The following is a 24,885-nucleotide window of genomic DNA, read 5'->3' as shown; positions in this document are numbered from 1 at the left end:
TTCGACCATGTCAGTCTTTCTGTCGACGGGGCCGATAAGGAGCCATTAATTTCAGCTGACGGCACCTTGCGTGCGGGGGCAGCCGCAATATGTGCACGATCAATCCAGTAATACGAATCAGTGACGTCGCCGGACGAGTCGCAGATTGCCGACGTTGACCGGCGAACGGCAAGATCCATTTTGCCGTAGCCTCAGTAAGTACTACAGGAGAGGTCTACCAACGTGATAAGGAATATATCCGCGGCGACACTCCTGGCGGCCGGCGTGCTGGCTGCTGCCGCTGTTCCTGCCATGGCAGCGGCGAATGGCCGCCTCATTTTGCGGAGCGCCGAGACCACCAAGGTGCTGTCCAGTCCCAGGCCGGGCTGTTACAGCACCACCACGCCGTTCTCCGCTGTCACGAACGACACCGATACGGCCGTCACCGTATACACCGATCCCGGCTGTGCCGGACTTGCTCAGGTCGTCCAGTCGGGCCGAAGCGCAACGGTCGGTGAGCGCCGCAGCGTCTCCGTCCCTCGCTGATCGCTACCAGCGCACTCGGCGTGTGTGGAGGAGATCGGGGCCTGAGCGCTGGGTGTTCTCGTCACCGACCGCAATGTCTACGTCTCCTGCTGAAATACCCGAACAGGGTCAAAAGTTCTCGAAAAATGGTCACGCCGAGCCCGAGGGGGTTCTGGTGCCACTTCGGACGGTGCTATTCCTGTGAGGAGTAAGATGAAAACGGTGAGAAAAGCGCTACGGATGGCCGCGGTCAGCGGGGTGCTGGCAGCCGGCGCAGTGGTTGTATCGGCGGCAGCCGCACACGCGAGTCCCTCCAACTGTTCCGGCACCTACTCGACGTATACCTACGAAGTGTTCTGCGGTAAGGGGACCGGGGAGTTCCGGGCAGTGGTCAGATGTTACAGGATCGGTTCCAGCAGCTACACGACCAGGTACGGAGTGTGGCGGCGCCCTAATACGGTGAGGTCCGTGGCCAGCTGCACGACGAGTGAAGAGCCGGCGAGCGGCTACTGGCAATTCCGATGAGGGTGCCATGCGCCTGAAATTCGTCGGTTGAATGATTAACCTGACGGCTGTGGACGTCCAGGACCTTCTGCGGTATCCGAGAACGGAAATATCTTGCGCGCAGATCGCAGGACCAGGACGCCGTGACCCATTGGTCCCCTACCGAGCTGGTCGGGGGCCAACGGGTCCAGAATTCCTCGGAACGAAGCCGGTCCTGTCCCGCTCGAAGATGCGGTTCCGGGCTCTGGGCTGGGATGCTGCTGCGCGATCAGTTCGGCGGCTGTCTCCATCGCGGGGTGCTGTGTCGCTGATCTACCCGGTGCTTATGCGGGGCGGGCTTGTGGCGGTGCTGGTCCGCTCTGATCTGTGCAGAGGCTGAGCTGCCGGTGCTCCGTCATGAGAACCAGGTGCTCCGCCGCCAACCCGGAGGCCGGCGGCGACGCGGTCGTGCCGACCGGCTCTGGTTCGCGGCGTTGTCTCGACTGAGACAGCGCCGCCGATGAGCCGAGGTGTTCCCGGTCACACCTGCGAGGATCTTGCGCCGGCACCGCACCTCGTGGCGCGCTGGTGGACGTTCACCGACAGGCGGCGCTCGGGTCGGGCGGGGCCGGGTTGGCGGGGTACCCGGCGGCTGCATCTGGGTGGGCTGAGTGCGCAGCCGGCCGGGGTGTGGACGGTGCGGCAGGTCCGCAATCTGGTGATGGACCTGGGGGAGCGCATAGCGGGGCGGCGGTCCTTGACCCATGATCGGGCCCCTCTCTTCACTGTCGCCGTTCGGGAGGTTTTCACAATCGAAGGGCTTCGGGTCATCACCGCTCGGTCGCGGACGCCGAGGATGAACGCCATCTGCGAGCGGGTCATCGGTACCCTGCGCCGCGAACTCCTCGATCGGATCCTCATCCTCAGTGAACGCCATCTCGCCCTGGTGCTTCCCGATCACCTGATCCATGACAACGGGCAGCGGCCGTACCGATCCCGGCAGCAACGGCCCCCGGACAGCGCGACACAGCCCCTCCCGCGTTTCCCGCAAAGGAGCGATGCATGTTCAGCGGGTGCTGCTACCCGACACCCGGCGGACGGGGCACGTGCTGGCGGGGCCTGCATCAACAGGATCCGCGACGCCTTGACGAGGTCTGGCTGTTCAGGCGGAGAAGCGGTTCACCACCTCTGGGTGAACGACGATGCGCACCACGCCGCTGACAAGCCACTCGTCGAGGAACTTCTGGTACTTCGGGTCGCTCATGTCCGAGTATCGTTCGGCGAGACGAGCCGCGAGTTCGAAGCCACCCTGATCGTGGAGAGTGACTGAGCCCTCCACCGCTACCCAATGTTCGGGCTCACCAGGCGGAGCCGCGACGACGACGGAAGCACGGGGGTGCTCCCGGAGGCGGTCGAGCTTCGGCGCGTCCGGGAGGGAGAACATCTGCAGGTCGCCGTCGTCAGCTACCTCGAACCACACCGGACGCGGCGCGGGCCAGCGTTCACCGCGTGGTGCAACGGTGAGGAAGGCGTAGAGCGGCCGTGTGAGCAGGGCAAGATCCTCATCGCGGAACATGAGAGCCAGCCTATGTCTCGCCGCTCTCGATTTGATTGCCCCCTCCTCAGTCCTGCCCATGAAGACGTCCAGGGCGAACACTGTTTCATAGGTCGGTTTCGAAACGAGCCGACGCGCAGCGGCCGCTTGGTCCAGGCTTGATGTGCTCGGTGCTGGTTGTAGAACTCCTCGCACTCGTGCAGGGCGCGACGTGGGTGGCGTTCGGTCCAGAGGGGGCAGCGGTTCAGGAGTTTCGCGGCGGCAGGACTGCGGTGTTGCTCAGCACGCGGACGTGGCTGGTGGTGTGCTCGTTGACGGCAAGGATGTATCGGCGCTGTCCGCCACGCGATCCCAAGCGCGGACTCGAGGCCGGCCAGTCGGTCGACGACCTGCTTGATGGGGCCGCCGGTGAATCCCGTCGAGACCGGAGCGTTCGGCAGCGCGTGTGGCCCGCGCTGCCGGGCCGTCCGATCCCGGCGACATCGAGGAGTTGGACGAATCGATTTCCGTCCGCCGTCTCAACTGCTCGACCTCGGCCAGCAACGCCGCGATCACCGCATCCCGATCTGCAGTCGAGTCTGGCGAGGATGCTCGCCAGGTGAGCGGAGTCAGAGGCCACGCCGCGCAGCGGGTTCAGCGGGGCGATGACCAGATGCGTAGCCGTCGCGGATGAGCCGGTCAGCGACGTCGTTCCAGTCGGAGGCGTCGGCGAACGCGCCGTGCGCAAAGACCACCGTGGGTGGGGGGTTGGCTTCCAGCGCTTCCAGTGAGCTGTTTTCATCGTCGGTGGGCACCTGCTGATCACAGCATGATCGCGAGTCCGGCGTTCGCCTGATGACGCGAAGAACCCCTGGTAGACGGGTGGATCACCACAATCAACGCCGTCACCACCAGGGGCTCGGATGCTTTTCTATCGTGCTGCCGTCGATTTGTCGCGCCCAACGCTGAACTACGTGGCCGGCATCATCCGCCGCCACCACAAGGCCATCGGCTCCGTCTGGCGGCGGCTCAACCCCGCCCAGCAGGCCTTGCTGGTCCTGATCTACCTGCGCAAAGGCGAGACGTACAACGAGCTCGCCTCTGGGTTCGGCGTATCGGTGGCCACCGCCTGGCGGTACGTGGAAGAGACCGTAGCCCTGCTGCGCGCCCGCGCCCCCAAGCTTGACCGCGCCTTACGCAACGCCGCGCGAGACGGCCTGCGCTACCTGGTGCTGGACGGCATGCTCATCCCCATCGACCGCGTGCGCGCCGACCGGCCGTACTACTCGGCCAAGCACCGCATGCATGGGATGAACATCCAGGTCATCGCCTCTCCAGACGGCACGATCATCTGGACCTCCGGCTCGCTGCCGGGCAGCACCCACGACCTGACCGCCGCCCGCATCTGGGCCGTCCTCCGCGCGCTGGCGCAGGCTGGCATGCTGACCCTGGCCGACAAGGGCTACCAAGGCGCCGAAGGCCCGGTGGCCACACCGTACAAGGGCCGCAACAAGCCCCTGTCACAAAAGGCGGCCAATCGCTCCCACGCCCGGCTCCGCGGGCCCGGGGAACGCGCTAACGCCCAGCTCAAAGGCTGGCGCATCCTCCGCAAGCTTCGCTGCTGCCCGCACAAGGCAGGACAGCTATGCAAGGCGATCGCCGTCCTGCAAAACTACGAGCTCGCCCACGGATGAAAGGCCTCAGTGAGGGCGTATCCCAATTCGTCCCTGGCCGGTAAGGTGGATGCGCAAAATCCGCGTTTCGCTGGTAGGGCATGACGAACAACCTGGTGCTGGGCCGGCTCAACGTGGTGCAGGCGGTGTTGAGCCTGCTCTCACCCAGGCGTGCAGCGGGACGTGATCAGACCACGTGCTCCGGGCGTAATCGACGAAGCATTTCCGTACGCGGCCCTCGCCGGCGAACACGTAATCAATCTTCCGCTTGCGGGTCACGTAGGTCCAGCGCCGGCGCGGGTCGCATTCGTCGCGGCCCTTGTAGGCCGCGGCGGCGTCGCGCGGCACAAGGTTGAGGTCGCCGCCGATCACACCCCGGCCGAGCTTGAACAGCTCGCGCAACTGGATGTGGCGGTAGGGCCTGCCCTTCTGCCTGTCGTCGTAGCTCGATCCCGACGAGAAGTGCGCGGTGCAGAACGCCCGGTCGGCCGTGCAGACGGCGTACCTGCGGGCTCCCCACGGCGGCGAGGTCAGCGCGTGCACGACGAGGCCGGTGTCCGCTCCGGCCACGGCCAGGGTGACGCTCAGCACCCCACGCGGCCTGCCGTTTCTGTCGGGCAGGCACTGGTACGGGGAACCGTCCGAGTACATCAGCCCGGCCGACCGGACGCTCCAATTCCGGCCGGTACGGCGTTCGAGCTCGTGTTCCAGGTCGGCGTCGGCGTCCGTGCAGAACTCCTGAAGGAAGACCACGTCCGCCTCGGTCGCCAGCACTGCCACGTGCCAGGCCAGCTCGGCGTTCGAGCGGCGAAAGAGCGCGCACCCGGCGTTGGTGCCCGCACAGACGTTCCACGTCATCACGTGGAGGAGAGGGGGCTGTGCCTGTACGGACAGGTTCGGGAACAACAGCCCGGCGATCACGAGCTGGCTGATCATCATCACCGAGATCCCTCCACACATGATCCGAGCCGTCAAAAGATCGCTCAACCGGCACATCTGGCAACCAGGAGCCTATTGGTTCATGGGGTCAGACCCGGGCGTACGAGCTGCCGAGAGCCTCTTCTCATGCCAACCCGTCCCGGTTCTCTCCTGCTGATCAGTCCGATCAGGTTGGAAAAGCCTCAGTGCTTCCAGTGCTTCCGGCGCTTTCGGCCGGGACCGAACGTGCGCGCTTGGGCCTGGGAAGTTCCCCGCAGGGCCTCGGTCGCGACCGCAGCGGATCCGGACCTTTCCTCGTGCGGTGTTCGCGCCTCGATCGCGGGTCAATGTAAAAGCGGGTAATTGACGCTTACTGAACACCTGACTAAGTCGTTGTCAAGTGCGCGGGCGTAGCCTGCCGGGCATGAGATCGGTAAAAAGCGAAAGCGCCCGAAAATGGGGCCTCCGGATTCACCTGGTCTTTTACGTCCTGGCCAACCTGGCGCAGGTCGTGGTGTGGCAGAGCTACGACCGGGACCATTTCTTCTGGCCCATGTGGTCGATAGTCTTCTGGGGCATCGGGCTGGTCTTCCATCTCTGGGCTGTCTACTCGCCGCCCAGATCGAAGGTCGATCAGTGAGACTTCGTGCCGTTCCTCCTCGAGTGAGTACGCGCCCCCATGACGGTCGTCGCACGACCTTTCTCTCCCACCAGCCCACGGAGGAGCTCTAGATGCCAACCCGAGTCAACCGGCAGACCGTTGACCTCTCCGTCTATCCGGACCTCCTGGTCCTGTATCTCGGAATGCGGGTGAACCGGCTGTACGGGATCCGCACCTTCTTCAGCTTCGGCCGGAAGATCAGTGAGTCGGTCGCCGGCAAGCCGGACGGACTGTTGCTGCACGAGCCCGTCTACTACTCGTTCTTCCCGATGAACATGGGGATGCGCCAGTACTGGCGCGACCTGCCCTCGCTGCTCGCGTTCGCCCGGTCGGAGCCGCATCGGCAATGGTGGCTCGACTTCCTGCGGGACTCCGGCGGCACCGGTTTCTGGCACGAGACGTACTCGATCAAGGGCGGAATGGAGGCCGTCTACGATGACGTGCCCAAGCCGCTCGGCTTCGGACGGTTCGCCGGGATCCGGCGCGCTCGCGGTCCCATGTTCGGCTCCGCCGCCCGGCTGGGACGTTCCGATGGCGACAGTCCGGTCCTCAGCGAGACGGACCTCTACGAGTCCTAGCCACGCAGAATCCCGCCCAGAAAGCTCCCGCACCCCCGTCGAGCCGGCCGCGCGACGTCGTTCAGACCCGCAGTCCCAAGTTCCGATCGGCCGATCTTTCACGACCAATTCTGGCCCAGTAGAATCGGTTCCCGCCGCGATCCAACACAGGTCGCAAAAATGTCCAGCCGGGAGCCGACAGATGTGACTGGGCCAGCTCGTCCCGTTCGGCTCGGCGGCAAAGGTCCGTCGGCCGGCGCCGATCCTCTGCGCCTGCAGGTCCTGGGTCCGTTGCGGCTGTGGCGCGGTCGCGTCGAACTGGACGCCGGCCCTCGGCAGCAGGCGCAGCTGTTGGCCCTGCTCCTGGCGCGGGTGGGCCATCCGGTCAGTACGAGGGAATTGATCGACCTGATCTGGGCCGACAACGTCCCCGCCAGCGCGCTGAACGTCATCCAGAAGTACGTCGGGGCGTTGCGGCGGGTGCTTGAACCCGCGGTCCCGGCCCGGGCGGCCGGTAGCTACCTGCACCTTCGCGGTAACGCGTACGTGTTCAGCGCCGGCCCCGGCACGCTGGACCTCGTCACCTTCCGCGAACTCCTCCAAGCCGCCCAGAGCGCCCTCGCCCGGCAGGATCGCGCAGTGGCGCTCGAGCACTACGTCAAGGCGCTCGGCCTCTGGCGTGGCCCCGCGGGGGACGGACTGTCCTTCGGATCGGCCGCGATGTCGATCCTGGCCACCCTCGACGACGAGTTCCACGCCGCCTGCGCGGCGGCGGCCGGCCTGGCCGTGTCGTTACGCCGGCCGGAGCGGGTGATCCCGCCGTTGCAGCTGGCCGCGTCGATGGCGCCGTTCCACGAACCCGTGCACGCCGGTCTCGTCGCCGCTCTCGGCGCCGCTGGACGGCAGGCGGAGGCGCTGTCGGCCTTCCACGCGATCCGTGACCGCCTCGCCGAGGAGCTGGGCATCGACCCCGGCCCGGCGCTGCGGGACGCGCACCTGCGGGTGCTGACGCAGACCCCGCCGGCGCCGGTGGTGACGGTCACGCGAAGTGCGGGGGAGCGCGCGCCGGCGAGGCAGGAGGCCGGTCTGGTCGGCCGGGGCGAGGAACTCGGCGTGCTGCGGCAGGCCGTCGACGCGGCGCTCGCCGGCCGCACCGGGCTGGCCATCGTCGAAGGTGAGCCGGGCGCGGGCAAGACGCGCCTGCTGGAGGAGGTCGCCGCCGTCGCGGACCGGCGTGGCGCGCTCGTCGTCTGGGCTTCCTGTCTGGAGGGCGACGGAACTCCGTCGATGTGGCCGTGGGAGCAGGCGCTCACCGTTGTCCTGGACAGCCTGCCCGCGTCGGCGCGTGAGAAGTGGCTGGCCGGCGAGCTCGGCCGCCTTCTCGAACCTCGAGACGACGACGCCGGGCCGCCGGTTTCCGGGGGCCGTTCCCAGTTCCGCCTGTTCGAGCAGGTCGTCACCTTCATCGGCCAGGCTTCGGCGGAACGGCCGACGCTGCTCGTCATGGACGATCTTCAATGGATCGACGCCACCTCGCTGCAGTTGCTCGGCCACCTGGTGGCACGGCTGCCTCCGGGTGCTGCGATCATCGGCGCTCTTCGCGATCGCGCGCCCACGCCCGGCCCTGACCTTTCGCGGGTTCTGGCCGCCGCCAGCCGGCTGCCCGGCCACCGCAGGATCCAGCTCGGTCCGCTCAGCCTGGCCGATGTGGCCGAGCTCATCCGCCGCGAGACCGGCCAGGAACCCGGTGCGGACATCGCCCGTAACATCCATGTTCGCACTGCCGGCAATCCTTTTTTCGTCTGCGAGTTGTCGCGGCTTCTCAGCGACCGCGGCGCGCTCGGTGACGGTGACGCGTCGGCGCGGGCGGGGGTGCCGTCCACCGTGCGGGACGTCGTCCGGGATCGGATGGCGGGCCTCGACGACAGCGTTCGCGATCTGCTGCGGGTCGCCGCGCTGATCGGGCGCGACGTGGACCTGCGCCTGCTCGCCCGTGCCGCCGGTGTCGACTTCGCAGACTGCCTCGAACGCCTCGAACCGCTGCGCGCGCTGGGCCTGCTCGAAACGGGGCCGGAGGACCCGTTCGCCCTGCGCTTCTCTCACGACCTGGTCCGCGAATCGGTCACGGAGACCACAGCGGGGCTGCAGGCCATCCGGCTGCACCTGCGCATCTCGGACGCACTCGAAGAGGGCCAGGCGGACGACGAGTCCATCACCGAACGCCTCGCCTTCCATCTGTCGGCCGCCGGCCCCCTCGCCGATCCGGTCCGTACCGTGGAGGCGCTGAAGCGCGCCGGCCGTCGAGCGGCGACCAAGCTCGCGTTCGCCGCCGCCGATCGGCACCTGGAATCGGCCGCCCAGATCGCGCGGACCGCCGGGCTCCCGGAACTCGAGCTGTCCGCCCTCTCGCTCCTCGCCATCGCCCCGCGCCGGCAAGCCGGGTTCGGCGGCACGACGTTCGATCTGCTGGAGCGCGCGGAACACCTGGCCCGCCGGCTCGGCCGGGAGGTGGAGGCCGCCGGCCTCCTCTTCGCCCGCCTGTTCGGGGCCTACACCTTCCTGGAGTGGGACCGCCTGCGTCTGGTCCGCCGGCTGTACGAGCAGGGGGAGGCCTCCTCCGATCCCGTCGTCCGGGTGTACGGCCGGCAAGCATGGGGCCTGCACCAGTGGGACATCGGCAACATCGGCGAGGCGTACCGGTGCTTCAGCGGGAACGACCCGGCTCTACTCGAAGGGGTCGTCTCCGCGCACAGTGAGACTCCGATCCGGCGTGACGTGTCGGGTGAGTGGCCCGGCTGGCTGGCCGTCGTGACGGCGCTGCACGGTGATGCCGAGACGGCGAAAGCCGTGATCGACAAGTGGAACGGCCCCGACGACTCGTACGCGGTCGCGACCTGGGCCTACTACACCACCATCATCGCCTCGATGGCCGGTGACGCGGGCTGGGCGATGCGCACGATCGAGCGGTGGATGGCCGCGGGCACCGGCCGCGCCGCCGTTCAGCAGGAGCACTACACGCGGCTGAACTGGTACTGGGCCCGCGCCCTCGCCGGCGACGACCCGGCCGGTGTCGCGGCGGAGGCCGAACAGCTCGTGGCCGGGACGCTGGTCGACCCGCCACGATGGGGCGTGGCGTACCACCACGGACTGGTCGCCGAGATGTGGCTGGCCGCGGGGATGCCGGAGCGAGCGGGCATCGCCCTCGACCGAGCGGACCAGGCCCTCGAGGCCTACGGCCAGCGCTACGCCGAAGGACTCGTCCTGCTGCTGCGGGCCCGCCTGCTCCAGGCCCGCGGCGAACCCGCCGAAGTCGTACGAGCCGCTGCCGAGCAAGCCCGCGACCGGGCCGGCGAACGCGAGTCTCACCTCTTCGCGCGCCGCGCCGAGAAGTTCCTGGCCGAGCTCTGATCGCGCGGCCGGTCACCGTGGCAGGTCCGATCGAACCCGGCGGGTGATCAAATAGCCGAACCCGGCCGCCGTGAAGAACATGACAATCCCGTACACCGCGCCGGGAACGGCCATCTGGGCGCTGTTCAACAGCGCTGGGCTGAGTGCGACCGTGATGGCGAGACCGGTGTTGTGGATGCCGATCTCGAACCCGGCCGCGACAGCCGCGCGGTGGTCGACCCCGGCCAGGCGCGGCACGCCGTACCCGATCAGCAGGCTCACGACGTTGAAGGCCAGCACGGCCAGTCCGACCGAGACGAAATAGCCGACGAGGTTGTTCCGCTCCGCGTACAGCACGGCGAATATGGCTCCGGCCAGGACCACGACCGACAGTGCCCGGACGGGGAGGTTGAGCCGCCGCGCCACCTCGGGCGACCACGCGCGCACGAGCATCCCGATGGCGACGGGCACGACCACCATCGTGAAGACCTGCACCATCTTGTCGAACTGCAGCCCGAGGGCGGCCCCGCCGGGTAAGAAGTACCCGGCCGAGAGGTTCACCACGATTGGCAGGGTGAGCACGGCCAGCACCGAGTTGGTCGCGGTGAGCGTGACATTGAGCGCGACGTTCCCGCCGAACAGGTGGCTGAACAGGTTGGCCGTGGGCCCGCCCGGCGACGCCGCGACCAGCAGCATCCCGACCGCCGGCTCCGGCGGGAGCCGGAAGGCGAGCACCAGGCCGAAGCAGATCCCGGGCAGCAGCACGAGCTGGCACAGCAGCGCCACCAGGGCCGCCTTGGGATACCGGCCCAGCCGCCGGAAGTCGTCCAGCGTCAGGCTGAGCCCCAGGCCGAGCATGACGATGCCGATGGCGAAAGGCAGACTGCCCAGGATCAGAGAGGAACCCATGGCGGTCATCCTCGGGTGTTCTGATTACCTTCAGGGAACGCCCGTGCCATCACTTTTGCGCGGTTTCACTCGCCGCCTTTTCGATGAAGGCTATGGCCGGGCCCGGACTCGAGACGAACACCAGGTGCGAGGCGCCCTCGACCACCTCGACCGTCGCGCCGGAGCGCTGGGCCATGAACTCCTGCGCCGCCGGCGGGATGATCCGGTCGGCGCCGCTGATCAGGTTGTAGCTCGGGATCGTGTGCCAGGCCTGCGGGCCGGCGGCGGGCTCACCGAGGGCGGCGCCGGTGGCGGGACGCTGCGTGATCGCGAAGAGCGCGGCCTCCTCGGCAGGCAGATCCCCCGCGAAATGGGGATGGAACACGCGCGGGTCGATGTAGAGATCGACCTGCCCGCCGGGCAGCGGCACGGGTTTGAGTGACTCGCCCACGGTGCTGCCCGGGTACTTCTCGACCAGCTCCTGGACGCTCTCGCCCGTCTCCGGTACGAACGCCGCCAGGTAGACCAGCGCCTTCACCGCCGGGTTTCCGGTGGCGGCGCCGGAGATGACGGCGCCACCGTATGAGTGGCCGACCAGCACGATCGGTCCGTCGATGCTGTTCAGCAGCGCCTTGAGTTGCTCCGCGTCGGAGGAGAGCCCCCGGAGCGGGTTCGGCGCGACGACGACCGGATAGCCGCCGGTGACGAGCCGCTGGACGATCGCGGTGAAGCCGCTGCCGTCCGCGAAGGCTCCGTGTACGAGCACAATCGTCGGTTTCTGGTGTGCCATTTGCTCGCCTTTCATAATGTTGCTGATCTTCAGCGCATCGCGCCGTGCACGTCGGCCTCCGCCGGGCGGCGGCAGTAGTAGACGAGAGCGGGCGGGAGATTCGCCCACACCGTCCGGCTGATGACCACCTCGTCGAACCGCCACCGCATGGAGCGCAGCAGCCGCCGGGCAGGCGGGGCCCACGTTGCGCCAGCACCGTGGCGAGGTCGGCGGCGTCCGCGTGAACGACGTCGACCTCCGGGTGGCGGGCGGCCAGCCGCCGTCGCCACCCTGGCCAACGCCGGGCTGCTCGGCGCGACCGCGCCGACCGTCATGGGATCGCGTACGAACTCGAGAAAGAACGACACCGCTCAGTCCCGCCGGGAGGGCGAGGAGGCCGCCCGGAAGTGGAACGCCAGCCCGACACCCCAGGCGACCAGCGAATACAGCGGCCAGAAGAAGCGCTGCGGGGTGAAGAGCCACCACACCGCGACCTGCACCACATGCGCCACGACGTAGCAGATGACGTGAACCCGCAGGCCCACCTTCAGCTGGCGCTCGCTCTTTCTCGATCTCATCTCGACCCGTTCTTCGACGGCCTACCTCTACGACGGCGCCAGGCTAGATCGGCGCACTTGACGACGAGGGAACCGGCCGTGCAGAGATCGTCAAGTCCCCGAACCTACGCTGACCGGCGATCAACCTCTGCTGAAAGGTTCCGCATCCATGACGACCACCCGCCGTACCCTGCTCGCCGGATCGGCCGCGGTCACCGCCGGCGCCCTGCTCGGCGCGCCCGCGGCGCAGGCACACACCCGGCCGGAGGGCAGGTCCAAGCCGACCGTCGTGCTGGTGCACGGCGCGTTCGCCGACGCCTCCGGCTGGAACGGCGTCGCCGGCCGGCTCATCCGCGACGGCTACCCGGTCCTCGCCCCGGCGAATCCGCTGCGCGGCGTGGCCGCCGACTCCGCCTACCTGTCCAGCATTCTCGCCACCATCAGCGGCCCGCTGGTGCTCGTCGCGCACTCGTACGGCGGGATGGTCATCACGAACGCCGCGACCGGCAATGCCAACGTGAAGGCGCTGGTCTACGTCGCCGCGTTCACCCCCGACAAGGGGGACACGCTGCTGGGCCTGCAGACGAAGTACCCCGGCAGCAAGCTGGGGGAGACGGCGCTGGACTTCCGTCCCTACGGTGAGGGCCTCGTCGACGGGTACGTCAAGCACGAGGTCTTCCGCGAGGTGTTCGCCGGCGACCTGCCGAGGGCGACCACCGACCTGATGTGGGCCGGTCAGCGGCCGAGCGACGTGCGCGCACTGCAGGAGCCGTCCGGCGCGCCAGCGTGGAAGGAGATCCCGTCCTGGTACCTGGTGGCCCGGGACGACAACGTGCTTCCGGCCGCGGCGCAGCGGTTCATGGCGCAGCGGGCCGGCGCACGTACCACCGAGGTCAGGGCCTCGCACGTCGCGATGATCTCGCAGCCGGCCGTGACGGCCGACCTCGTCAAGCGCGCCGCGCGCTGACCCTGCCGAGGAGGGGACCTTGCACCAGCGTGCATACGAAGGCCAGTGCGCCGCCGAAGAGAGCCGGCACACCCCCGTGAAGTCGCCCGGCCGCAATCCGAAGCTGACGCTGCTCGCGCTGGCACTGGGCACCTTCGCGATCGGCACCGGCGAGTTCGGCAGCAACGGCATCATCCAGCTCTTCGCGTCCGATCTGAACGTGTCGATCCCGGTCGCGACCCACGCGATCACCGCCTACGCCATGGGGGTGGTGATCGGCTCGCCGGCGATCACCCTGCTCGCCGCCCGGGTCAACCGGCGCACGCTGCTGCTCGGCCTGATCGCCCTGTTCCTGATCGGCAACGGGATGTCCGCGCTGGCGCCGGACATCGTGCTGCTCGTCGTCTTCCGGTTCGTCGCCGGTAGCGTGCAGGGCGCGTTCTTCGGCGCCGGAGCCGTGGTCGCGGCGTACGTGTACGGCCCGGGCAAGGGTGGCAAGGCCTTCGCCACCGTCATGGGAGGGCTCACCATCGCCACCGTCGTCGGGTCGCCGCTCGGCACCTTCATCGGGCAGAACGCCGGCTGGCGCGCCATGTACTGGGTCGTGGTCGCCATCGGCCTGCTCGCCGGCACCGCCCTGGTGGCCTGGCTGCCCCGTACCCATGATCTGCACGGCGGCTCCATCGCCGGCGAGCTGCAGGCCGTGCGCCGGCTCAACGTCTGGCTGATGGTCACCGTCGCGGCGCTCGGCATCTCCAGCATCTTCGCCGTCTACACCTTCATCGGCCCGTTCATCACCGACGCGGCGCTGCAGGACGCCTCGCTCATCCCGATCGCGCTCGCCGTCTTCGGCCTCGGCATGGCGGCCGGCAACCACCTCGGCGGACGCGTCGCCGACCGGTACGAGAACCGCGGCCTGATCTGGGGCTACGGCGCTGTCCTGGCACTGCTGGCGCTGATCGGCGTGGCCGGCGGCAACCTGTTCGTCCTGCTGCCCTGCCTGTTCGGCGTCGGCGCGACCATGATGTTCGCGATCCCCACCATCCAGGTGCGGCTGACCGGCTTCGCGCCGGACGCCCCGACCCTGATGGGCGCGCTCAACCTGGCCGCACTCAACCTGGCCAACTCGCTGGGCGCGATCGGCGGCGCCGTCACCCTCAATGCCGGCTGGGGCACGTTGTCCACCGTCTGGGCCGGGTTCGCCCTCACCAGCGCCGGCCTGCTCCTGTACCTCGTGACCGTCGCCCGGGCGAAGCCCGTTGAGCAGCTCGGCTGGAGCGGAGCTCCAGCCGGAGACGCGCTCTGACCCGTGCGACCGAACGGAGGAGTCACATGAACGACGGCGCGGCGCAGCGCGGGCCGGTCCTGGACGAAGAGCAGTCTCGCCGGCTCGTCGAGTACGGCGAAACGGAACACGTCGAGGTCGGCCGGGACCTGTACGCGCCCGGCGACGACTCCTACGACTTCTTCCTGCTTTTGACCGCGACGGTGGACATCATCCGGGACGCGACGGCGATCGAGCCGGAACGTCTGGTCTACCAGGGCGGTCCCGGCGACTTCCTCGGTGAGCTCAGCCTGCTGACCGGCCAGCACGTCTACCTGACCGCGCGCGTGGTGACCGCCGGGACGGTCGTCCGGATCGGTGCGACAGCGTTGCGCAGGGTCCTCGCCGAGCAGCCCGACATCGACGACCTCCTGCTTGAGGCGTTCGGGGAGCGGCGAGTTCATCCGCTCGGTGGCCGGCAATGCCCTGGAGATCGTCGGCCGCCCTGACGCCGCGGAAACGCTTCTACGTGACGCAGTTGCTCCTGCCGCATTCCTGGCTCGACGCGGCCTCGCACCCCGGGCGCTCGCTGATGGCCTCGGCCGGGCTCACGGAGGACGAGCTCCCGGCGGCGATCGTCGACGGCGCGGTGCTGCGGCGCGCGACGCCCGGCACGATCGCGAAGGCGCTCGGCCTCACCTACCGGCCCCATGGAAGTCCCGTGGATCTCGTCGTGGTGGGCGCCGGCCCGGCGGGTCTGGCCGCAGCCGTGTACGGGGCGTCCGAGGGTCCCGTCACGGTGTTGCTGGACCGCGACGGGCTCGGCGGCCAGGCTGCCAAGAGCGCCCGGATCGAGAACTACCTGGGCTTCCCGAACGGGGTCAGCGGCGCGCACCACCGGCGCCTCGACATCCCGCAATGGGCGGCATTCGAGAAGTCGGGCTGCATGCCCTCTCCCTCGCCGCCCACGGCGCGACGGTGGATCTGATCGTCCGCGGTGCCGAGCTCGGAGCTCGCATGTCGTCCTACCTGACCGACCGGATCCGCACGCACTCCCGGATCCGGCTCCACACCGGCAACCTGGTTCGCGAACTGGCGGGCGACGGCACTCTCACGTCGATCGTCGTCGAACGGCCGGACGGGCGGCAAGACCGGCTGGCTTCCCGCGGGCTGTTCTGCTTCATCGGCGCCGACCCGGGTGCGGTCTCGTCCGTCCACGCGGCGCTCGCGAGCGATTGATGCCTCTTACGGCGCCACCGTGGCGCCATCCCGAACGCGGCTCTCATCCCCATACGCCGTTAATAGGCATCGAATGCCTGTGCTATTCGCTAAGCTCTGCAGCGGCAAGGCTGTAGCGCAGAGGTCGTCGCGCCTTACAGCAGGTTGGAGGACGTCGGTTCGAATCCGACCAGCCTTGCCCCAGATCGCGGAAGTCATCGGCGGGGGTGTGGGTGTCGGTCATCGATCCTGACGTGACCGGGACACCGCCGCACGGATCAGACATTCTCCCCAACCAGGCGGAGGTCGAGACCTGCCTGCGGGTGATGGCTCAGGCGCGCGTCGCGGATCCGGCCGATCCTCGATGGGCGGCCGTGCACGAGGCCGCGGCGCACCTGTACCGGGCGGGAAAGAAGACACGAAAGGCGTCGCGGCACGCCGAGCGCAGGCGACGCGACCACGAGGCCACGGCGGCCACGGCGCGCTATCGAGAGCAGGATCCATCCCCGGCGCCCGTCCCGCGAGCAGCCTCGACGGGCCCCCGGGAGCAGGCCGCTTCCGCAGAGCCGGATCCGCCGGGTGACCGGTCCTCGCCGGCACGGAGCTCGCTGGTGGGCACGCGACGCTGTTACGTCTGCAAGTCCGCCTACCAGCAGGTGCATCCGGAATACCACCTGCTGTGCCCGGATTGCGCCGAGGAGAACATGGCCCGCCGGCACGCCCGCTGCGACCTGCGTGGCCGCCGGGCGATCGTGACCGGGGGACGGGTGAAGATCGGTTTCCAGCTGGCGCTGAAGCTCCTGCGTGACGGCGCGGACGTCCTGGTCACCACCCGCTTCCCCCGGGATGCCGCCCGTCGGCTCTCGGCCGTGCCCGACGCCGAAGCCTGGCTGGACCGGGTACACGTCCACGGTGTCGACCTGCTCGACCTGGCGGCCGTCGCGGGTCTGCTGGAGTCCGTCCAGCGGCGTTTCAGCCATCTCGACATCCTCGTCAACAATGCGGCCCAGACGATCCGCCGGCCCGCCGTGTACCACCGCGAGGTGCGCGCGGCGGAGCGCGCGCCGCTGAGAGGCCTGGCCGCGCGGATCGACGTGGAGGACATGTCGGGGGCGGCCGTCGCCGCGCGGCTGGAACCGGTGCCGGCGCTCGCGGCTCCTTCGGACTCCGGGCAGGCCGTCACGCGGCGGGACGCCCTGGAGGCGTTGTTCCCCGCCGGGCAGACGGACGAGACCGGTCAGCCGCTGGACCTGCGCGACCGCAACAGCTGGAGTCTCCGGCTGCACGAGGTGGACCCGGCCGAGTGGCTCGAGGTCCAGTTGGTGAACTCCTTCGCGCCGTTCCTGCTGACGTCCCGGCTGCGCGGCCTGCTCGAGGCCTCGCCGTGGCCGGACCGGTACGTCGTACAGGTCTCGGCGATGGAGGGCAGCTTCTCCCGGGAGCAGAAGACCGTCCGCCATCCGCACACCAACATGGCCAAGGCCGCTCTTAACATGCTGACCCGCACCGCCGCCGCGGACTATGCGGCCTCGGGCATCTACATGAACAGCGTCGACACCGGCTGGGTCACCGACGAACGCCCCCATCCGGACAAGACCGCGCAGCGGGAGGCAGGGTTCCGCCCGCCGCTGGACGTCATCGACGGCGCCGCCCGGGTCTATGACCCGATCGTGCGCGGTGTGGGCGGGGAACGGATGTCCGGCCTGTTCCTGAAGGACTATCGACCGGTGGATTGGTGATGATGGAGCCGACGCCCGTACGCTGCCCCGCGATCGAGCACCTTGACGTGCCGCCGGCCGATCCGGCGGACCTGGGTCCGCTGGTCGCCCGGCTGGCCGCACCGGCCCCGGTGGCGGCCGACGAGACCTTCCCGCTCGGCACCGTACGGCCCGATGGCCGGATCGACCTGTGCAAGCAGGGCCTCGGCCCGGCTGGTGCGGCGCGGCTGCTCCCGGCCGCGGTGGCCTCGCCGCACGCCGTCCATCTGCTGCTGGGCACCAACGCCATCGGGAACGACGGAGCCCGGACCATCGCCGAGGCGCTCGTTCCCGGCCACGGCCTGGAGACTCTCTACCTCGGCTGCAACCGCATCGACGCGGCGGGCGCCGAGGTGCTCGCCGGTCGGCTGGCCACGGACACCACCGTGCGCGCCCTGTGGCTCAAGCGGAACCCGGTGGGCGACGACGGAGTCCGCGCCCTCGCCGCGATGCTGCGCCGGAACACGACGATCCGCACTCTCGACCTGGTCAACACCGGGCTGACGCGGGAGGGACTGCGGGCGCTGCTGGTCGTGCTCACCGAGCGGCCGAACCCGGTCGAACGGCTGTTCCTGGGCGGGAACGGGCTGGGCCCGGAGTCCGGCGACCTGCTGGCCGCGCTGATCCGGGACGCCGGGATACGCGAGCTCTACCTTCCGGCGAACCACCTCGGCGACGCCGGCGCCGCCACGCTCGCCGCGGTGGCCGACCCCGCCCGGCCGGTGCGCCTGGGCCTCGGTGGCAACGGCATCGGGCCGGAAGGCGCACGCGCGCTGGCCGACGCACTCAGCGGTATCGAGGCACTCGACCTGGGACGTCCGCCCTCGGAGCGCAGCCTCGGCGCACCCGCGAACGTCACCGGAGACACCGGCGCTGCCGCGCTGGCCGCGGCTCTGCCCGGCAGCCCGCTGCGCCGGCTGGAGCTGCGCCGGACCGGGATCACCGGCCGTGGCGCCAAGGTCCTGCTGGCCGCCGTTCCCGGCGACACCCGTCTGGAATACGTCGGGTTCGGCCCCGGCGTGCCCCGCCAGGTGAAGCGTGCGCTGGCGCCACGGCTGCGTCCCGCCGCCCGGACCCATCCGGACCTGCACGCGATCGGGAGCCTCTACCGGTGAGCGCGGCGCCCTTACCGGCCGGTCTGCCACCTCGTACGCCGTCCCGTTCGTATCCGCCGCACGAGGCGTCCCGGTTGCGGCGGATCCGGCGGTACGCGGTGCCCCCGTGGATGGTCGATCAGGCGACCGAACGACGGCTCGCCGGCGACTGGCGTGGCGCCTGCGCCGCCGCCAACGTCGATGTCACCTTCGACCTGGCCGGCATCGCGAACGCGCACGGCGCCGCCGTCGCGACGGCGCTCGAGGACGACCTGTGCAACTTCGCCCCGGACCTGCTGCGCTGGCACCTGCCCCGCCTGGAGCGCGGGCGTACGACGATCGTGCCCGACCAGGTGATGGTCCTGGGGCGGCCGGGTGAAGCCTCGGACACCCCGTACCTGTACCTCCAGACGCCCCGCTGGATGGTCCACGGCCCGCAGCGGCTGCGCCTGCGCGTCGGGCCGGTTGACCACCAGGACACCTATCTGGAGACCGACTGGGCCTACAGCGCGTTCTGGCGCGACGTCGTCCAGGACTGGAGCTCGTCGCGTCACCTGTGGGATGTGCGCCATGCCGACGACCTGCGTGAACGCTGCGGCGGTGACAAGGCTCGGGCTCCGTTCTTCCACGGCGACGGCACCCCGCGCAGGGCGGAAGAGCTTCCTGCGGCCGACCCTGGCAGCGCCGACCCGGCGTCGCTCACCGAGTGGGTCACGCTGCTGCACGAACGCGGCGAGGTCGAAGCGGCGTTCGCGGCCGTCGGCATCGATCTGGACGCCGCGCCGCTCGAGGTCGAGCCCTATCACGTGGTGGATCGCGTTGATCCGCTCGACGTTCTCGCGCGGATGCCCCTTGCCTTGACCCGGGTGGAGGCGGAGATCCGTCGCCTTGCGGCCTCAGTGGGAACCGATCGTTTCTGGCTTCCGTACCGGCAGTACGCGGCGCTCCTCTTCGAGACCGGCGGATCGGAGGTGGGGCTGCGCGTCCGAGTCGTCCCATTCGAGATGGGCTCGGAGCCCGCGGACACGGTGCTTCCCGAAGCGTGCTGGCGCCGCCTGCCCGACCTTGACCTGCTGCGGGACGGTTTTCCGCCGGAGCGGCTCCATCCGCTCGTACGCGAGGCCCTGTTCCCGAGCCGCGCCGTGCCGGGCGTTCCTGTGGCGCCGTCCGACCCGGAACCCCCGCAGCCGACCCGAGTCCGCTGCCGCGGCGAGTGGCACGAGGTTTCCTTCCGTGACGGCGCCCTGCACATCCCGCACAGCGCGCAGGAGCAGCAGCGGGAGAGCGCCATGCGGGCGTTCGGGGGCGCGGTCGCCGGATGCTTCGCCGTACGGCATGCGTGGACGTCCGGAACCGGACGGCTGCCCAAGGCCCTGCGCGACCAGCGAAGGGAGCTTTTCTCGCGGGTCCAGCACGGCGACCTCCCGGGAGTCCTGCGGCTGCTGGACGCCGGCGTGGATCCACGCGTCCGTGACGGCCGGCGGCGTACCCTGCTCCACCTGCTGCACCTGCTCGATCCCGGCGTCGATCCGGCCCACCGGCTGCGACACCTGCTCGGGCGGCTCCTGGCGGCGGGCCTGGACATCGACGCCAGGGACGAGGACCAGCGCACGCCGCTGTTCTCCGCGATCTGCGGGGACGGTTCGGTGGCGCTCGTCCATGCGCTGCTCACCGCAGGGGCGCGGATCGACCTGACCGGCGAGATCCACGGCCGGCCGGTCTCGCTGCACCGCCTGATCGACTGGCTCGACCGCGACGACCTGGACTTCATCACGGATCGCATCGAACGCGAGCATCCGGAACTCACCGAGGAAGAGTGAACGCCGTCAGCACGCCAGCCCCCGAGCCCACGGCCGGTGCCGCGCCGCGCCGCACGCCGTCGTACCCACCGGACGAGGCGTCGAGCCGGCGGCGGATCCTGCGGTACGCCGTTCCCCGGTGGATGATCGAGCGGGCCACCGAACGACGTCTCGACGGAGACTGGCGCGGCGCCTGCGCCGCCGCGAACGTGGACGTCGCGTTCGACCTGGCCGACATCGCCCGGGAGCACGGCGGCGCCGTCGCGGTCGCTGTCGAGGACGACCTCCGCCATTTCGCGCCGGACCTGCTGCGCTGGCATCTGCCGCGCGTCCTGGCAGGACGTACGACGATCCGCAACGGCCAGACGGTGACCTTGGGCCGTTACCCGGGTGCGGCCAATACCACGCAGTTCCTGCACGTCACCACGCCCCCCATGGTGGACGGGCCGCAGCGGCTGCTCCTGCGCTTCGGCCGGATCGACCATGCCGTCAGCTCGCGCCATCACCGGAGCAGCCTCCATAACTGGACCATGCTGCGGCACCTGTGGGATGTACGGCACACCGGTGCGCTGCTGGAACGCCATGGTGGCGGAGACCGGCCGCCGTTCTTCAACGCGGACGGGACCCGGCGCGCCGCCGGGGATCTGCCCACGGCCGACCCCGGTCCCGCCGACCCGCCGGCCCACGCCGAATGGGTGACCCTGCTGCATGAGCGAGGGGCGGTCGAGGCGGCGCTCGCCGCGGCGGGGATCGCGCTGGATCCGTCACCGCTCGAGCGCCGCTGGGGCACGCCGATCGATCCGTTGCCGGTCCTGGAGAAACTCCCGCTGGCGCTGACCAGGCTCGAGCCGGAGGTCCGGCTGCTCATCCACGAGGGCTTCGGGCGTCGCTTCCAGATACGGCTTCCCTACAGCAGCTCCCTGCTGCTGGAAGGCGGCAAGCGGGCCGGCGAGCTGCGGATCCGGATCATCGACCCCGAGGAGATCTCCGGCACCCCGGTGCTGGCCGAGGCGTGCTGGCGGCGGCTGCCGGACCTCGACGCGCTCCGGCATGGCGACGCGGATCCGGACCGGCTGCATCCGCTGGTCCGGGACGCGCTCTTCCCGCTGCGTGCGGACCCCGCCGATCCGGTCGGACCGCCGGATCCGCAGCTCCCGTCCCCGGTCCGGGTGCGATGCCGCGGTGAGTGGCACGAGGTGCGCTTCCAGGACGGCACGTTGCGGGCGCCGCACAGCGCGGACGAGCAGCGGCGAGAGCAGGCGATGCGGGCGTTCGGCGGCGCGGTCGCCGGCTGCTTCGCCGCGGCGCAGGCGGTGTTCTCCGGCGAGGGCCGGCTGCCGAAGGACTTGCGGGAGCAGCGGCGGGAGCTGTACAGCCGCGCCCAGCACGGTGACACGCCGGGCGTGCTCAGGCTTCTCGACGCCGGGGTCGACCCGCGCTTCCGCGACGGCCGGCGCCGCACGCTCCTGCACGCGCTGATCCACCTGGACCACGAGGTCCTGCTGCCGCGCCTGCTGGCGGCCGGGGTCGACCTCGAGGCCGTGGACCACAACCGGCGCACGGCGCTGCACGTGGCGGTCGGGGACAACGGCTCCGCCGCGCTGGTACGGGCGCTGCTGGCCGCCGGGGCGAACCCCGACGTCACCGACGACACGGGCATGTCGCTCTCCCGGCTCATCCGCTTCTACAAGCGCACCGACCTGGACTTCCTCCTGGCCCTGCTGGACCGGGACCAGTCCGCTGGATGACGTGGAAGGACGAGGAACAGTGAACGGCACCCATGAGGACTTCGCACCGGATCCGCTGGCCGCGGCCGACGAACTGGTTCGCCGGCTCGGCTCCCAGCGGACGGAGCCGGCCGCGAACCCGCAGCTGGAGGCGCTGTCGCTCGCGGTGTCGGCGAACCTCCCCGTGCTGTTGTGGGGCGAGCCGGGGATCGGCAAGTCCGCCGGCCTCCAGCAGCTGGCCGCCGGGCTCGGCGTCCCGCTGGAGACGGTGATCGCGAGCGTGCACGAGCCCTCCGACTTCGCCGGTCTTCCGATCATCGGTGATGATCCGGCCACGACCGGGGTGCCGATGGCCCCACCGGACTGGGCGGTGCGGCTGGCCGCGGCCGGGCGCGGCCTCGTGTTCTTCGACGAGCTGTCCTCGGCTCCTCCTGCCGTCCAGGCGGCGCTGCTGCGGGTCGTCCTCGAACGCCGGGTCGGCAGCCTGCCGCTCCCGGAGCCGGTCCGGGTGGTCGCCGCCGCCAACCCGCCGTCCAGCGCCGCGGACGGCTGGCACCTCAGCCCGCCACTGGCGAACCGGTTCGTCCACCTGCAGTGGACGCACGACCCGCGGACGGTCGCACGAGGCATGGCCGGAACCTGGCCGGCCGTGCCCCTGCCGCTCATCGACCCGGCCCGGGTGCCCAGCGCGGTCGCTCGCGCCCGCGGGGTGGTCTCCGGGTTCCTCACCGCACGGCCCGGCCTGGCCCACCATCTGCCCGGCGACGCGGAGAGCCGGGGCCGGGCCTGGCCGTCGCCGCGTACCTGGGAGATGGCGCTGCGCCTGCTGGCGGTCGGCTACGCCGCCGGGGCCGACCAGAAGGCGGTCGCGGCGGCGGTGATCGGCGCGGTGGGCGACGGCGCGGGTCTGGAGCTGCTGGCTTACCTCGAACAGCTTGACCTGCCCGACCCGGACCGCGTTCTGGCCAATCCGGACGCCTTCGCCCTACCGGAAAGGGGCGACCGGCAGCTCGCCTTCCTGACGGCCGTCGTCTCAGCGGTGCAGAGCGACCTCACGCGGCGACGCTGGGAGGCCGGCTGGGCGGTGCTGGCCAAGGCCGTCGACGCCGGCGTACCCGACGTCGCGGCCCGGGCCGCCGCGGATCTCGCGGCGCTGCGCGACACGGACTGGCCGGTGCCGAGCGGCATTGACGCGTTCCTCGATCTGCTCCAGCTGTCCGGCGCGCTGCCGAGCGCTTTCTGACCCATGGCCGAATTCGACCAGGTCAAGTTGCTCGCCGCGCGGTACCGTGCCGCGAGCGACCGGCCGTACCTCGCCTCCGCGCTCTACTCGCTGACGGTCGTGCCGAGCAGGAGCGTGCCGACGATGGCGGTCGACCGGCACTGGCGGTGCTACGTGTCACCGGCGTTCGTCGCGGCGACGCCCGTTCCCGAACTCGCGGGTGTATGGATCCATGAGCTGGCTCACGTGCTGCGCGACCACCACGGCCGTGCGGACCGGCTACCGGCCGCCGACCAGCGCGACCGGCTGCGCGTGAACGTCGCCCAGGACTGCGAGATCAACGATGACCTGCTCGCCGACGGGCTGGCACTGCCGGAAGGCCGGATGGAGCCCGGCACCTTCGGGCTGACGACCGGGCGGCTGTTCGAAGAGTATCTCCCGCATCTGCCGCCGTCCGCTGTCTGCTCCGACTGCGGCTCCGGCGCCCACGGCTCACCGAACGATTGGGAGCTCACCGGCGACGGCGGACCTGGCGGCGTCAACCAGGTCGAGGCCGAGGCTCTGCGCAGGCATACCGCCGAGGCGATGCGCGCCCACCGGCGCAACCGCGGCAGCCTCCCGGCCGGCTGGCAACGCTGGGCGGACCAGATCCTGGAACCGACGGTCGACTGGCGCCGCGTGCTCGCCGGCACCGTACGGGAGGCGGTCGCCTGGGCCGCTGGGGCGGTCGACTACACCTACCACCGCCCGTCCCGCCGCACCGCCGCACTGCGCGGCGTCGTGCTGCCGAGCCTGCGCCGCCCACTGCCGGGCGTCGCGATCGTCATCGACACCTCGGGGTCCATGGGCGAGGACGACCTCGCGGCGGCCCTCGCCGAGGTCACCGGCGTACTGCGGGAGGTCGGCGTCGGCGGCAACCGGGTCACGGTGCTCGCCTGCGACGCCGACGTGCATACCGCTGCCCGAGTGACCTCCGCGCAGCAGGTGAATCTCGCCGGTGGGGGCGGCACCGACATGCGGGTCGGCATCAAAGCAGCCCTCGCCCTGCCCGAACGGCCCGGCGTCGTGATCGTGCTGACCGATGGCTTCACTCCATGGCCCGAGGCGCCGTCGTCGTCCCGCCTCATCGCCGCGCTCATAGGCGCGGACCCGCCGCTGCCGCCCGCCTGGGTCGAGGCCATCCGCATTCCCCGAACCGCTGACGCGTGACACGCCTGCCGGTCCGCTGACGGCCTTCACAGTGCATCTATCGGTTTAAGTCATTTGCAAGTGGCACAATACAGACTCTCCTCAGCAATCACGCTGCCGTCCGCTCGGACGGCACGAAGGGAACATCATGCAGCTAGGCAAGAAGCTCACTGCCGTGGCCGCTTGCGTCTTTATGGCGAGCGGGATGCTGGCTACGGCGTTTCCCGCAGCAGCCAGTGCGGCTACATCGGCTACTGCGAGTGAAAGTCAAGCACGTTACTATTACGGTGCGATTGCTGTGGCGCGGAACGGCCGCACCGGCAGGTCCTGGGACTACGGAACAGTGGCTGGCGCCAAGCGGCGGGCACTGAAAGAATGCGGCCGCTCCAGCTGCAAAGTCCTTGTCACCTTCGTGAACGGGTGCGGGGCTGTCGCCTACAACGCCAGGAGAAACGTCTTTTGGGGCGGCAGGGGGAGCACGCCCGCCAGGGCGAAGAAGAACGCCATTGCCAATGCGGGCGGCGGTCGCTGGATCGTCTATCAGTGCACCAGGCGATACCGCTGACACGGCAGCCATTTTTGGCTGGTTGAGCTGTCTTCAAGTTGGAGTTCCGGCTCACCGTGGTTGGGTGACTCCGGTTCGGGGGACGCCCGCGATGGCGTCCGGCCGCAGCGGCCTGCCGGAGTCTCCCAGCTCGTGCAGCGTCGGGCGGATCCACCTCCTCTAGGTACTCGTTCC

General features: G+C 70.0%; 23 protein-coding genes, 1 tRNA gene and 1 pseudogene. 18 read left to right on the top strand and 7 right to left on the bottom strand.

What is annotated here, in order from left to right:
- Positions 1-1,507: 1,507 nt before the first annotated feature.
- Positions 1,508-1,990 (top strand): annotated as a pseudogene (locus tag H4W80_RS64605) (hypothetical protein); the annotation flags it as partial.
- 159 nt (positions 1,991-2,149) lie between these two features.
- Here H4W80_RS64605 and H4W80_RS24010 read toward each other — a convergent pair.
- The 3 genes from H4W80_RS24010 to H4W80_RS24005 all read right to left on the bottom strand — a co-directional run bounded on the left by H4W80_RS24010 (position 2,150) and on the right by H4W80_RS24005 (position 3,336).
- Positions 2,150-2,644 (bottom strand): pyridoxamine 5'-phosphate oxidase family protein, encoded by a 495-nt coding sequence (locus H4W80_RS24010; protein ID WP_318787029.1) that lies wholly within the window; start codon positions 2,642-2,644, stop codon positions 2,150-2,152.
- A gap of 177 nt (positions 2,645-2,821) precedes the next feature.
- Entirely contained in the window at positions 2,822-3,097 is a 276-nt protein-coding gene (locus H4W80_RS64600) for a DUF6444 domain-containing protein (RefSeq protein ID WP_378526655.1), read from the bottom strand.
- Between the two features lie 53 nt (positions 3,098-3,150).
- The gene (locus tag H4W80_RS24005; RefSeq protein WP_225963625.1) at positions 3,151-3,336 is read right to left on the bottom strand and encodes a lipase family protein; all 186 of its coding nucleotides are present in this window, start codon (positions 3,334-3,336) and stop codon (positions 3,151-3,153) included.
- Between the two features lie 108 nt (positions 3,337-3,444).
- Here H4W80_RS24005 and H4W80_RS24000 point away from each other — a divergent pair, with 108 nt between their 5' ends.
- On the top strand, positions 3,445-4,215 hold the full coding sequence (locus tag H4W80_RS24000) for a transposase family protein (RefSeq protein ID WP_192787155.1): 771 nt from the start codon (positions 3,445-3,447) through the stop codon (positions 4,213-4,215).
- 108 nt (positions 4,216-4,323) lie between these two features.
- Here the strand turns inward: H4W80_RS24000 and H4W80_RS23995 are convergent, their stop codons facing one another.
- The gene (locus tag H4W80_RS23995; RefSeq protein ID WP_192787154.1) at positions 4,324-5,133 is read right to left on the bottom strand and encodes an endonuclease/exonuclease/phosphatase family protein; all 810 of its coding nucleotides are present in this window, start codon (positions 5,131-5,133) and stop codon (positions 4,324-4,326) included.
- Between the two features lie 403 nt (positions 5,134-5,536).
- Between H4W80_RS23995 and H4W80_RS23990 the strand changes: the two genes are divergently transcribed.
- The 3 genes from H4W80_RS23990 (at position 5,537) to H4W80_RS23980 (ending at position 9,738) form a co-directional block, all read left to right on the top strand.
- The gene (locus tag H4W80_RS23990) at positions 5,537-5,752 is read left to right on the top strand and encodes a 2TM domain-containing protein (protein WP_192787153.1); all 216 of its coding nucleotides are present in this window, start codon (positions 5,537-5,539) and stop codon (positions 5,750-5,752) included.
- A gap of 92 nt (positions 5,753-5,844) precedes the next feature.
- Complete coding sequence (locus H4W80_RS23985) at positions 5,845-6,351, top strand: monooxygenase family protein (RefSeq protein ID WP_192787152.1); 507 nt, start codon at positions 5,845-5,847, stop codon at positions 6,349-6,351.
- Positions 6,352-6,621: 270 nt separating this feature from the next.
- The gene (locus tag H4W80_RS23980; RefSeq protein ID WP_225963624.1) at positions 6,622-9,738 is read left to right on the top strand and encodes a BTAD domain-containing putative transcriptional regulator; all 3,117 of its coding nucleotides are present in this window, start codon (positions 6,622-6,624) and stop codon (positions 9,736-9,738) included.
- Positions 9,739-9,750: 12 nt separating this feature from the next.
- On the opposite strand, the gene H4W80_RS23975 is transcribed toward H4W80_RS23980, so the two are convergent.
- From H4W80_RS23975 to H4W80_RS23960, 3 genes are all read right to left on the bottom strand, one after another.
- A complete protein-coding gene (locus H4W80_RS23975) occupies positions 9,751-10,626 on the bottom strand; it encodes a bile acid:sodium symporter family protein (protein ID WP_192787150.1) in 876 nt (291 codons plus the stop codon).
- Between the two features lie 49 nt (positions 10,627-10,675).
- Positions 10,676-11,395: an alpha/beta fold hydrolase gene (locus tag H4W80_RS23970; protein WP_192787149.1), complete on the bottom strand. Its 720-nt coding sequence runs from the start codon at positions 11,393-11,395 to the stop codon at positions 10,676-10,678.
- Between the two features lie 350 nt (positions 11,396-11,745).
- Positions 11,746-11,952 (bottom strand): 2TM domain-containing protein, encoded by a 207-nt coding sequence (locus H4W80_RS23960; protein ID WP_192787148.1) that lies wholly within the window; start codon positions 11,950-11,952, stop codon positions 11,746-11,748.
- 148 nt (positions 11,953-12,100) lie between these two features.
- Between H4W80_RS23960 and H4W80_RS23955 the strand changes: the two genes are divergently transcribed.
- The 13 genes from H4W80_RS23955 to H4W80_RS23895 all read left to right on the top strand — a co-directional run bounded on the left by H4W80_RS23955 (position 12,101) and on the right by H4W80_RS23895 (position 24,711).
- Positions 12,101-12,898 carry an alpha/beta fold hydrolase gene (locus H4W80_RS23955; protein WP_192787147.1) on the top strand — a complete coding sequence of 266 codons (798 nt, stop codon included), beginning with the start codon at positions 12,101-12,103 and terminating at the stop codon, positions 12,896-12,898.
- Positions 12,899-12,917: 19 nt separating this feature from the next.
- Positions 12,918-14,183, top strand: a complete 1,266-nt coding sequence (locus H4W80_RS23950; protein ID WP_192787146.1) for an MFS transporter — start codon at positions 12,918-12,920, stop codon at positions 14,181-14,183.
- A 26-nt stretch (positions 14,184-14,209) separates the two neighbouring features.
- Complete coding sequence (locus H4W80_RS23945) at positions 14,210-14,650, top strand: cyclic nucleotide-binding domain-containing protein (RefSeq protein WP_192787145.1); 441 nt, start codon at positions 14,210-14,212, stop codon at positions 14,648-14,650.
- Between the two features lie 20 nt (positions 14,651-14,670).
- Positions 14,671-15,129: an NAD(P)-binding protein gene (locus H4W80_RS23940; RefSeq protein ID WP_192787144.1), complete on the top strand. Its 459-nt coding sequence runs from the start codon at positions 14,671-14,673 to the stop codon at positions 15,127-15,129.
- A gap of 29 nt (positions 15,130-15,158) precedes the next feature.
- The gene (locus H4W80_RS23935; protein WP_192787143.1) at positions 15,159-15,380 is read left to right on the top strand and encodes a hypothetical protein; all 222 of its coding nucleotides are present in this window, start codon (positions 15,159-15,161) and stop codon (positions 15,378-15,380) included.
- Positions 15,381-15,486: 106 nt separating this feature from the next.
- Positions 15,487-15,558: transfer RNA gene (locus H4W80_RS23930), tRNA-OTHER, on the top strand.
- 55 nt (positions 15,559-15,613) lie between these two features.
- A complete protein-coding gene (locus H4W80_RS23925; protein ID WP_318787028.1) occupies positions 15,614-17,098 on the top strand; it encodes an SDR family NAD(P)-dependent oxidoreductase in 1,485 nt (494 codons plus the stop codon).
- Positions 17,098-18,231 carry a leucine-rich repeat domain-containing protein gene (locus H4W80_RS23920; RefSeq protein WP_192787142.1) on the top strand — a complete coding sequence of 378 codons (1,134 nt, stop codon included), beginning with the start codon at positions 17,098-17,100 and terminating at the stop codon, positions 18,229-18,231. Before H4W80_RS23925 ends, H4W80_RS23920 begins: the two co-directional genes overlap by 1 nt.
- Positions 18,232-18,341: 110 nt before the next feature.
- Positions 18,342-20,030: an ankyrin repeat domain-containing protein gene (locus H4W80_RS23915; protein WP_192787141.1), complete on the top strand. Its 1,689-nt coding sequence runs from the start codon at positions 18,342-18,344 to the stop codon at positions 20,028-20,030.
- Positions 20,027-21,757, top strand: coding sequence for an ankyrin repeat domain-containing protein (locus tag H4W80_RS63735; RefSeq protein ID WP_192787140.1), 1,731 nt, complete (start codon positions 20,027-20,029; stop codon positions 21,755-21,757). Before H4W80_RS23915 ends, H4W80_RS63735 begins: the two co-directional genes overlap by 4 nt.
- Before the next feature lie 19 nt (positions 21,758-21,776).
- Positions 21,777-22,979, top strand: a complete 1,203-nt coding sequence (locus H4W80_RS23905; protein WP_318787027.1) for an AAA family ATPase — start codon at positions 21,777-21,779, stop codon at positions 22,977-22,979.
- A gap of 3 nt (positions 22,980-22,982) precedes the next feature.
- Entirely contained in the window at positions 22,983-24,167 is a 1,185-nt protein-coding gene (locus tag H4W80_RS23900; protein WP_192787138.1) for a vWA domain-containing protein, read from the top strand.
- Between the two features lie 127 nt (positions 24,168-24,294).
- Positions 24,295-24,711: a DUF4189 domain-containing protein gene (locus tag H4W80_RS23895; RefSeq protein ID WP_192787137.1), complete on the top strand. Its 417-nt coding sequence runs from the start codon at positions 24,295-24,297 to the stop codon at positions 24,709-24,711.
- Positions 24,712-24,885 lie beyond the last annotated feature (174 nt).

It is taken from the genome of Nonomuraea angiospora, from assembly GCF_014873145.1.
Classification (GTDB): Bacteria; Actinomycetota; Actinomycetes; order Streptosporangiales; family Streptosporangiaceae; genus Nonomuraea; species Nonomuraea angiospora.
This window is presented reverse-complemented; position numbering and strand designations above follow the sequence as displayed.

Excerpts from the sequence above, each read along its gene's own strand:
- H4W80_RS23895 (WP_192787137.1), top strand. The coding sequence starts at position 24,295 with ATGCAGCTAGGCAAGAAGCTCACTGCCGTGGCCGCTTGCGTCTTTATG.
- H4W80_RS23975 (WP_192787150.1), bottom strand. The coding sequence starts at position 10,626 with ATGGGTTCCTCTCTGATCCTGGGCAGTCTGCCTTTCGCCATCGGCATC.
- H4W80_RS23985 (WP_192787152.1), top strand. The coding sequence starts at position 5,845 with ATGCCAACCCGAGTCAACCGGCAGACCGTTGACCTCTCCGTCTATCCG.
- H4W80_RS23935 (WP_192787143.1), top strand. The coding sequence starts at position 15,159 with ATGTCGTCCTACCTGACCGACCGGATCCGCACGCACTCCCGGATCCGG.
- H4W80_RS23955 (WP_192787147.1), top strand. The coding sequence starts at position 12,101 with ATGACGACCACCCGCCGTACCCTGCTCGCCGGATCGGCCGCGGTCACC.
- H4W80_RS23970 (WP_192787149.1), bottom strand. The coding sequence starts at position 11,395 with ATGGCACACCAGAAACCGACGATTGTGCTCGTACACGGAGCCTTCGCG.
- H4W80_RS23900 (WP_192787138.1), top strand. The coding sequence starts at position 22,983 with ATGGCCGAATTCGACCAGGTCAAGTTGCTCGCCGCGCGGTACCGTGCC.
- H4W80_RS23990 (WP_192787153.1), top strand. The coding sequence starts at position 5,537 with ATGAGATCGGTAAAAAGCGAAAGCGCCCGAAAATGGGGCCTCCGGATT.
- H4W80_RS23960 (WP_192787148.1), bottom strand. The coding sequence starts at position 11,952 with ATGAGATCGAGAAAGAGCGAGCGCCAGCTGAAGGTGGGCCTGCGGGTT.
- H4W80_RS23915 (WP_192787141.1), top strand. The coding sequence starts at position 18,342 with ATGGTCGATCAGGCGACCGAACGACGGCTCGCCGGCGACTGGCGTGGC.
- H4W80_RS23945 (WP_192787145.1), top strand. The coding sequence starts at position 14,210 with ATGAACGACGGCGCGGCGCAGCGCGGGCCGGTCCTGGACGAAGAGCAG.
- H4W80_RS24000 (WP_192787155.1), top strand. The coding sequence starts at position 3,445 with ATGCTTTTCTATCGTGCTGCCGTCGATTTGTCGCGCCCAACGCTGAAC.
- H4W80_RS23920 (WP_192787142.1), top strand. The coding sequence starts at position 17,098 with ATGATGGAGCCGACGCCCGTACGCTGCCCCGCGATCGAGCACCTTGAC.
- H4W80_RS23995 (WP_192787154.1), bottom strand. The coding sequence starts at position 5,133 with ATGATGATCAGCCAGCTCGTGATCGCCGGGCTGTTGTTCCCGAACCTG.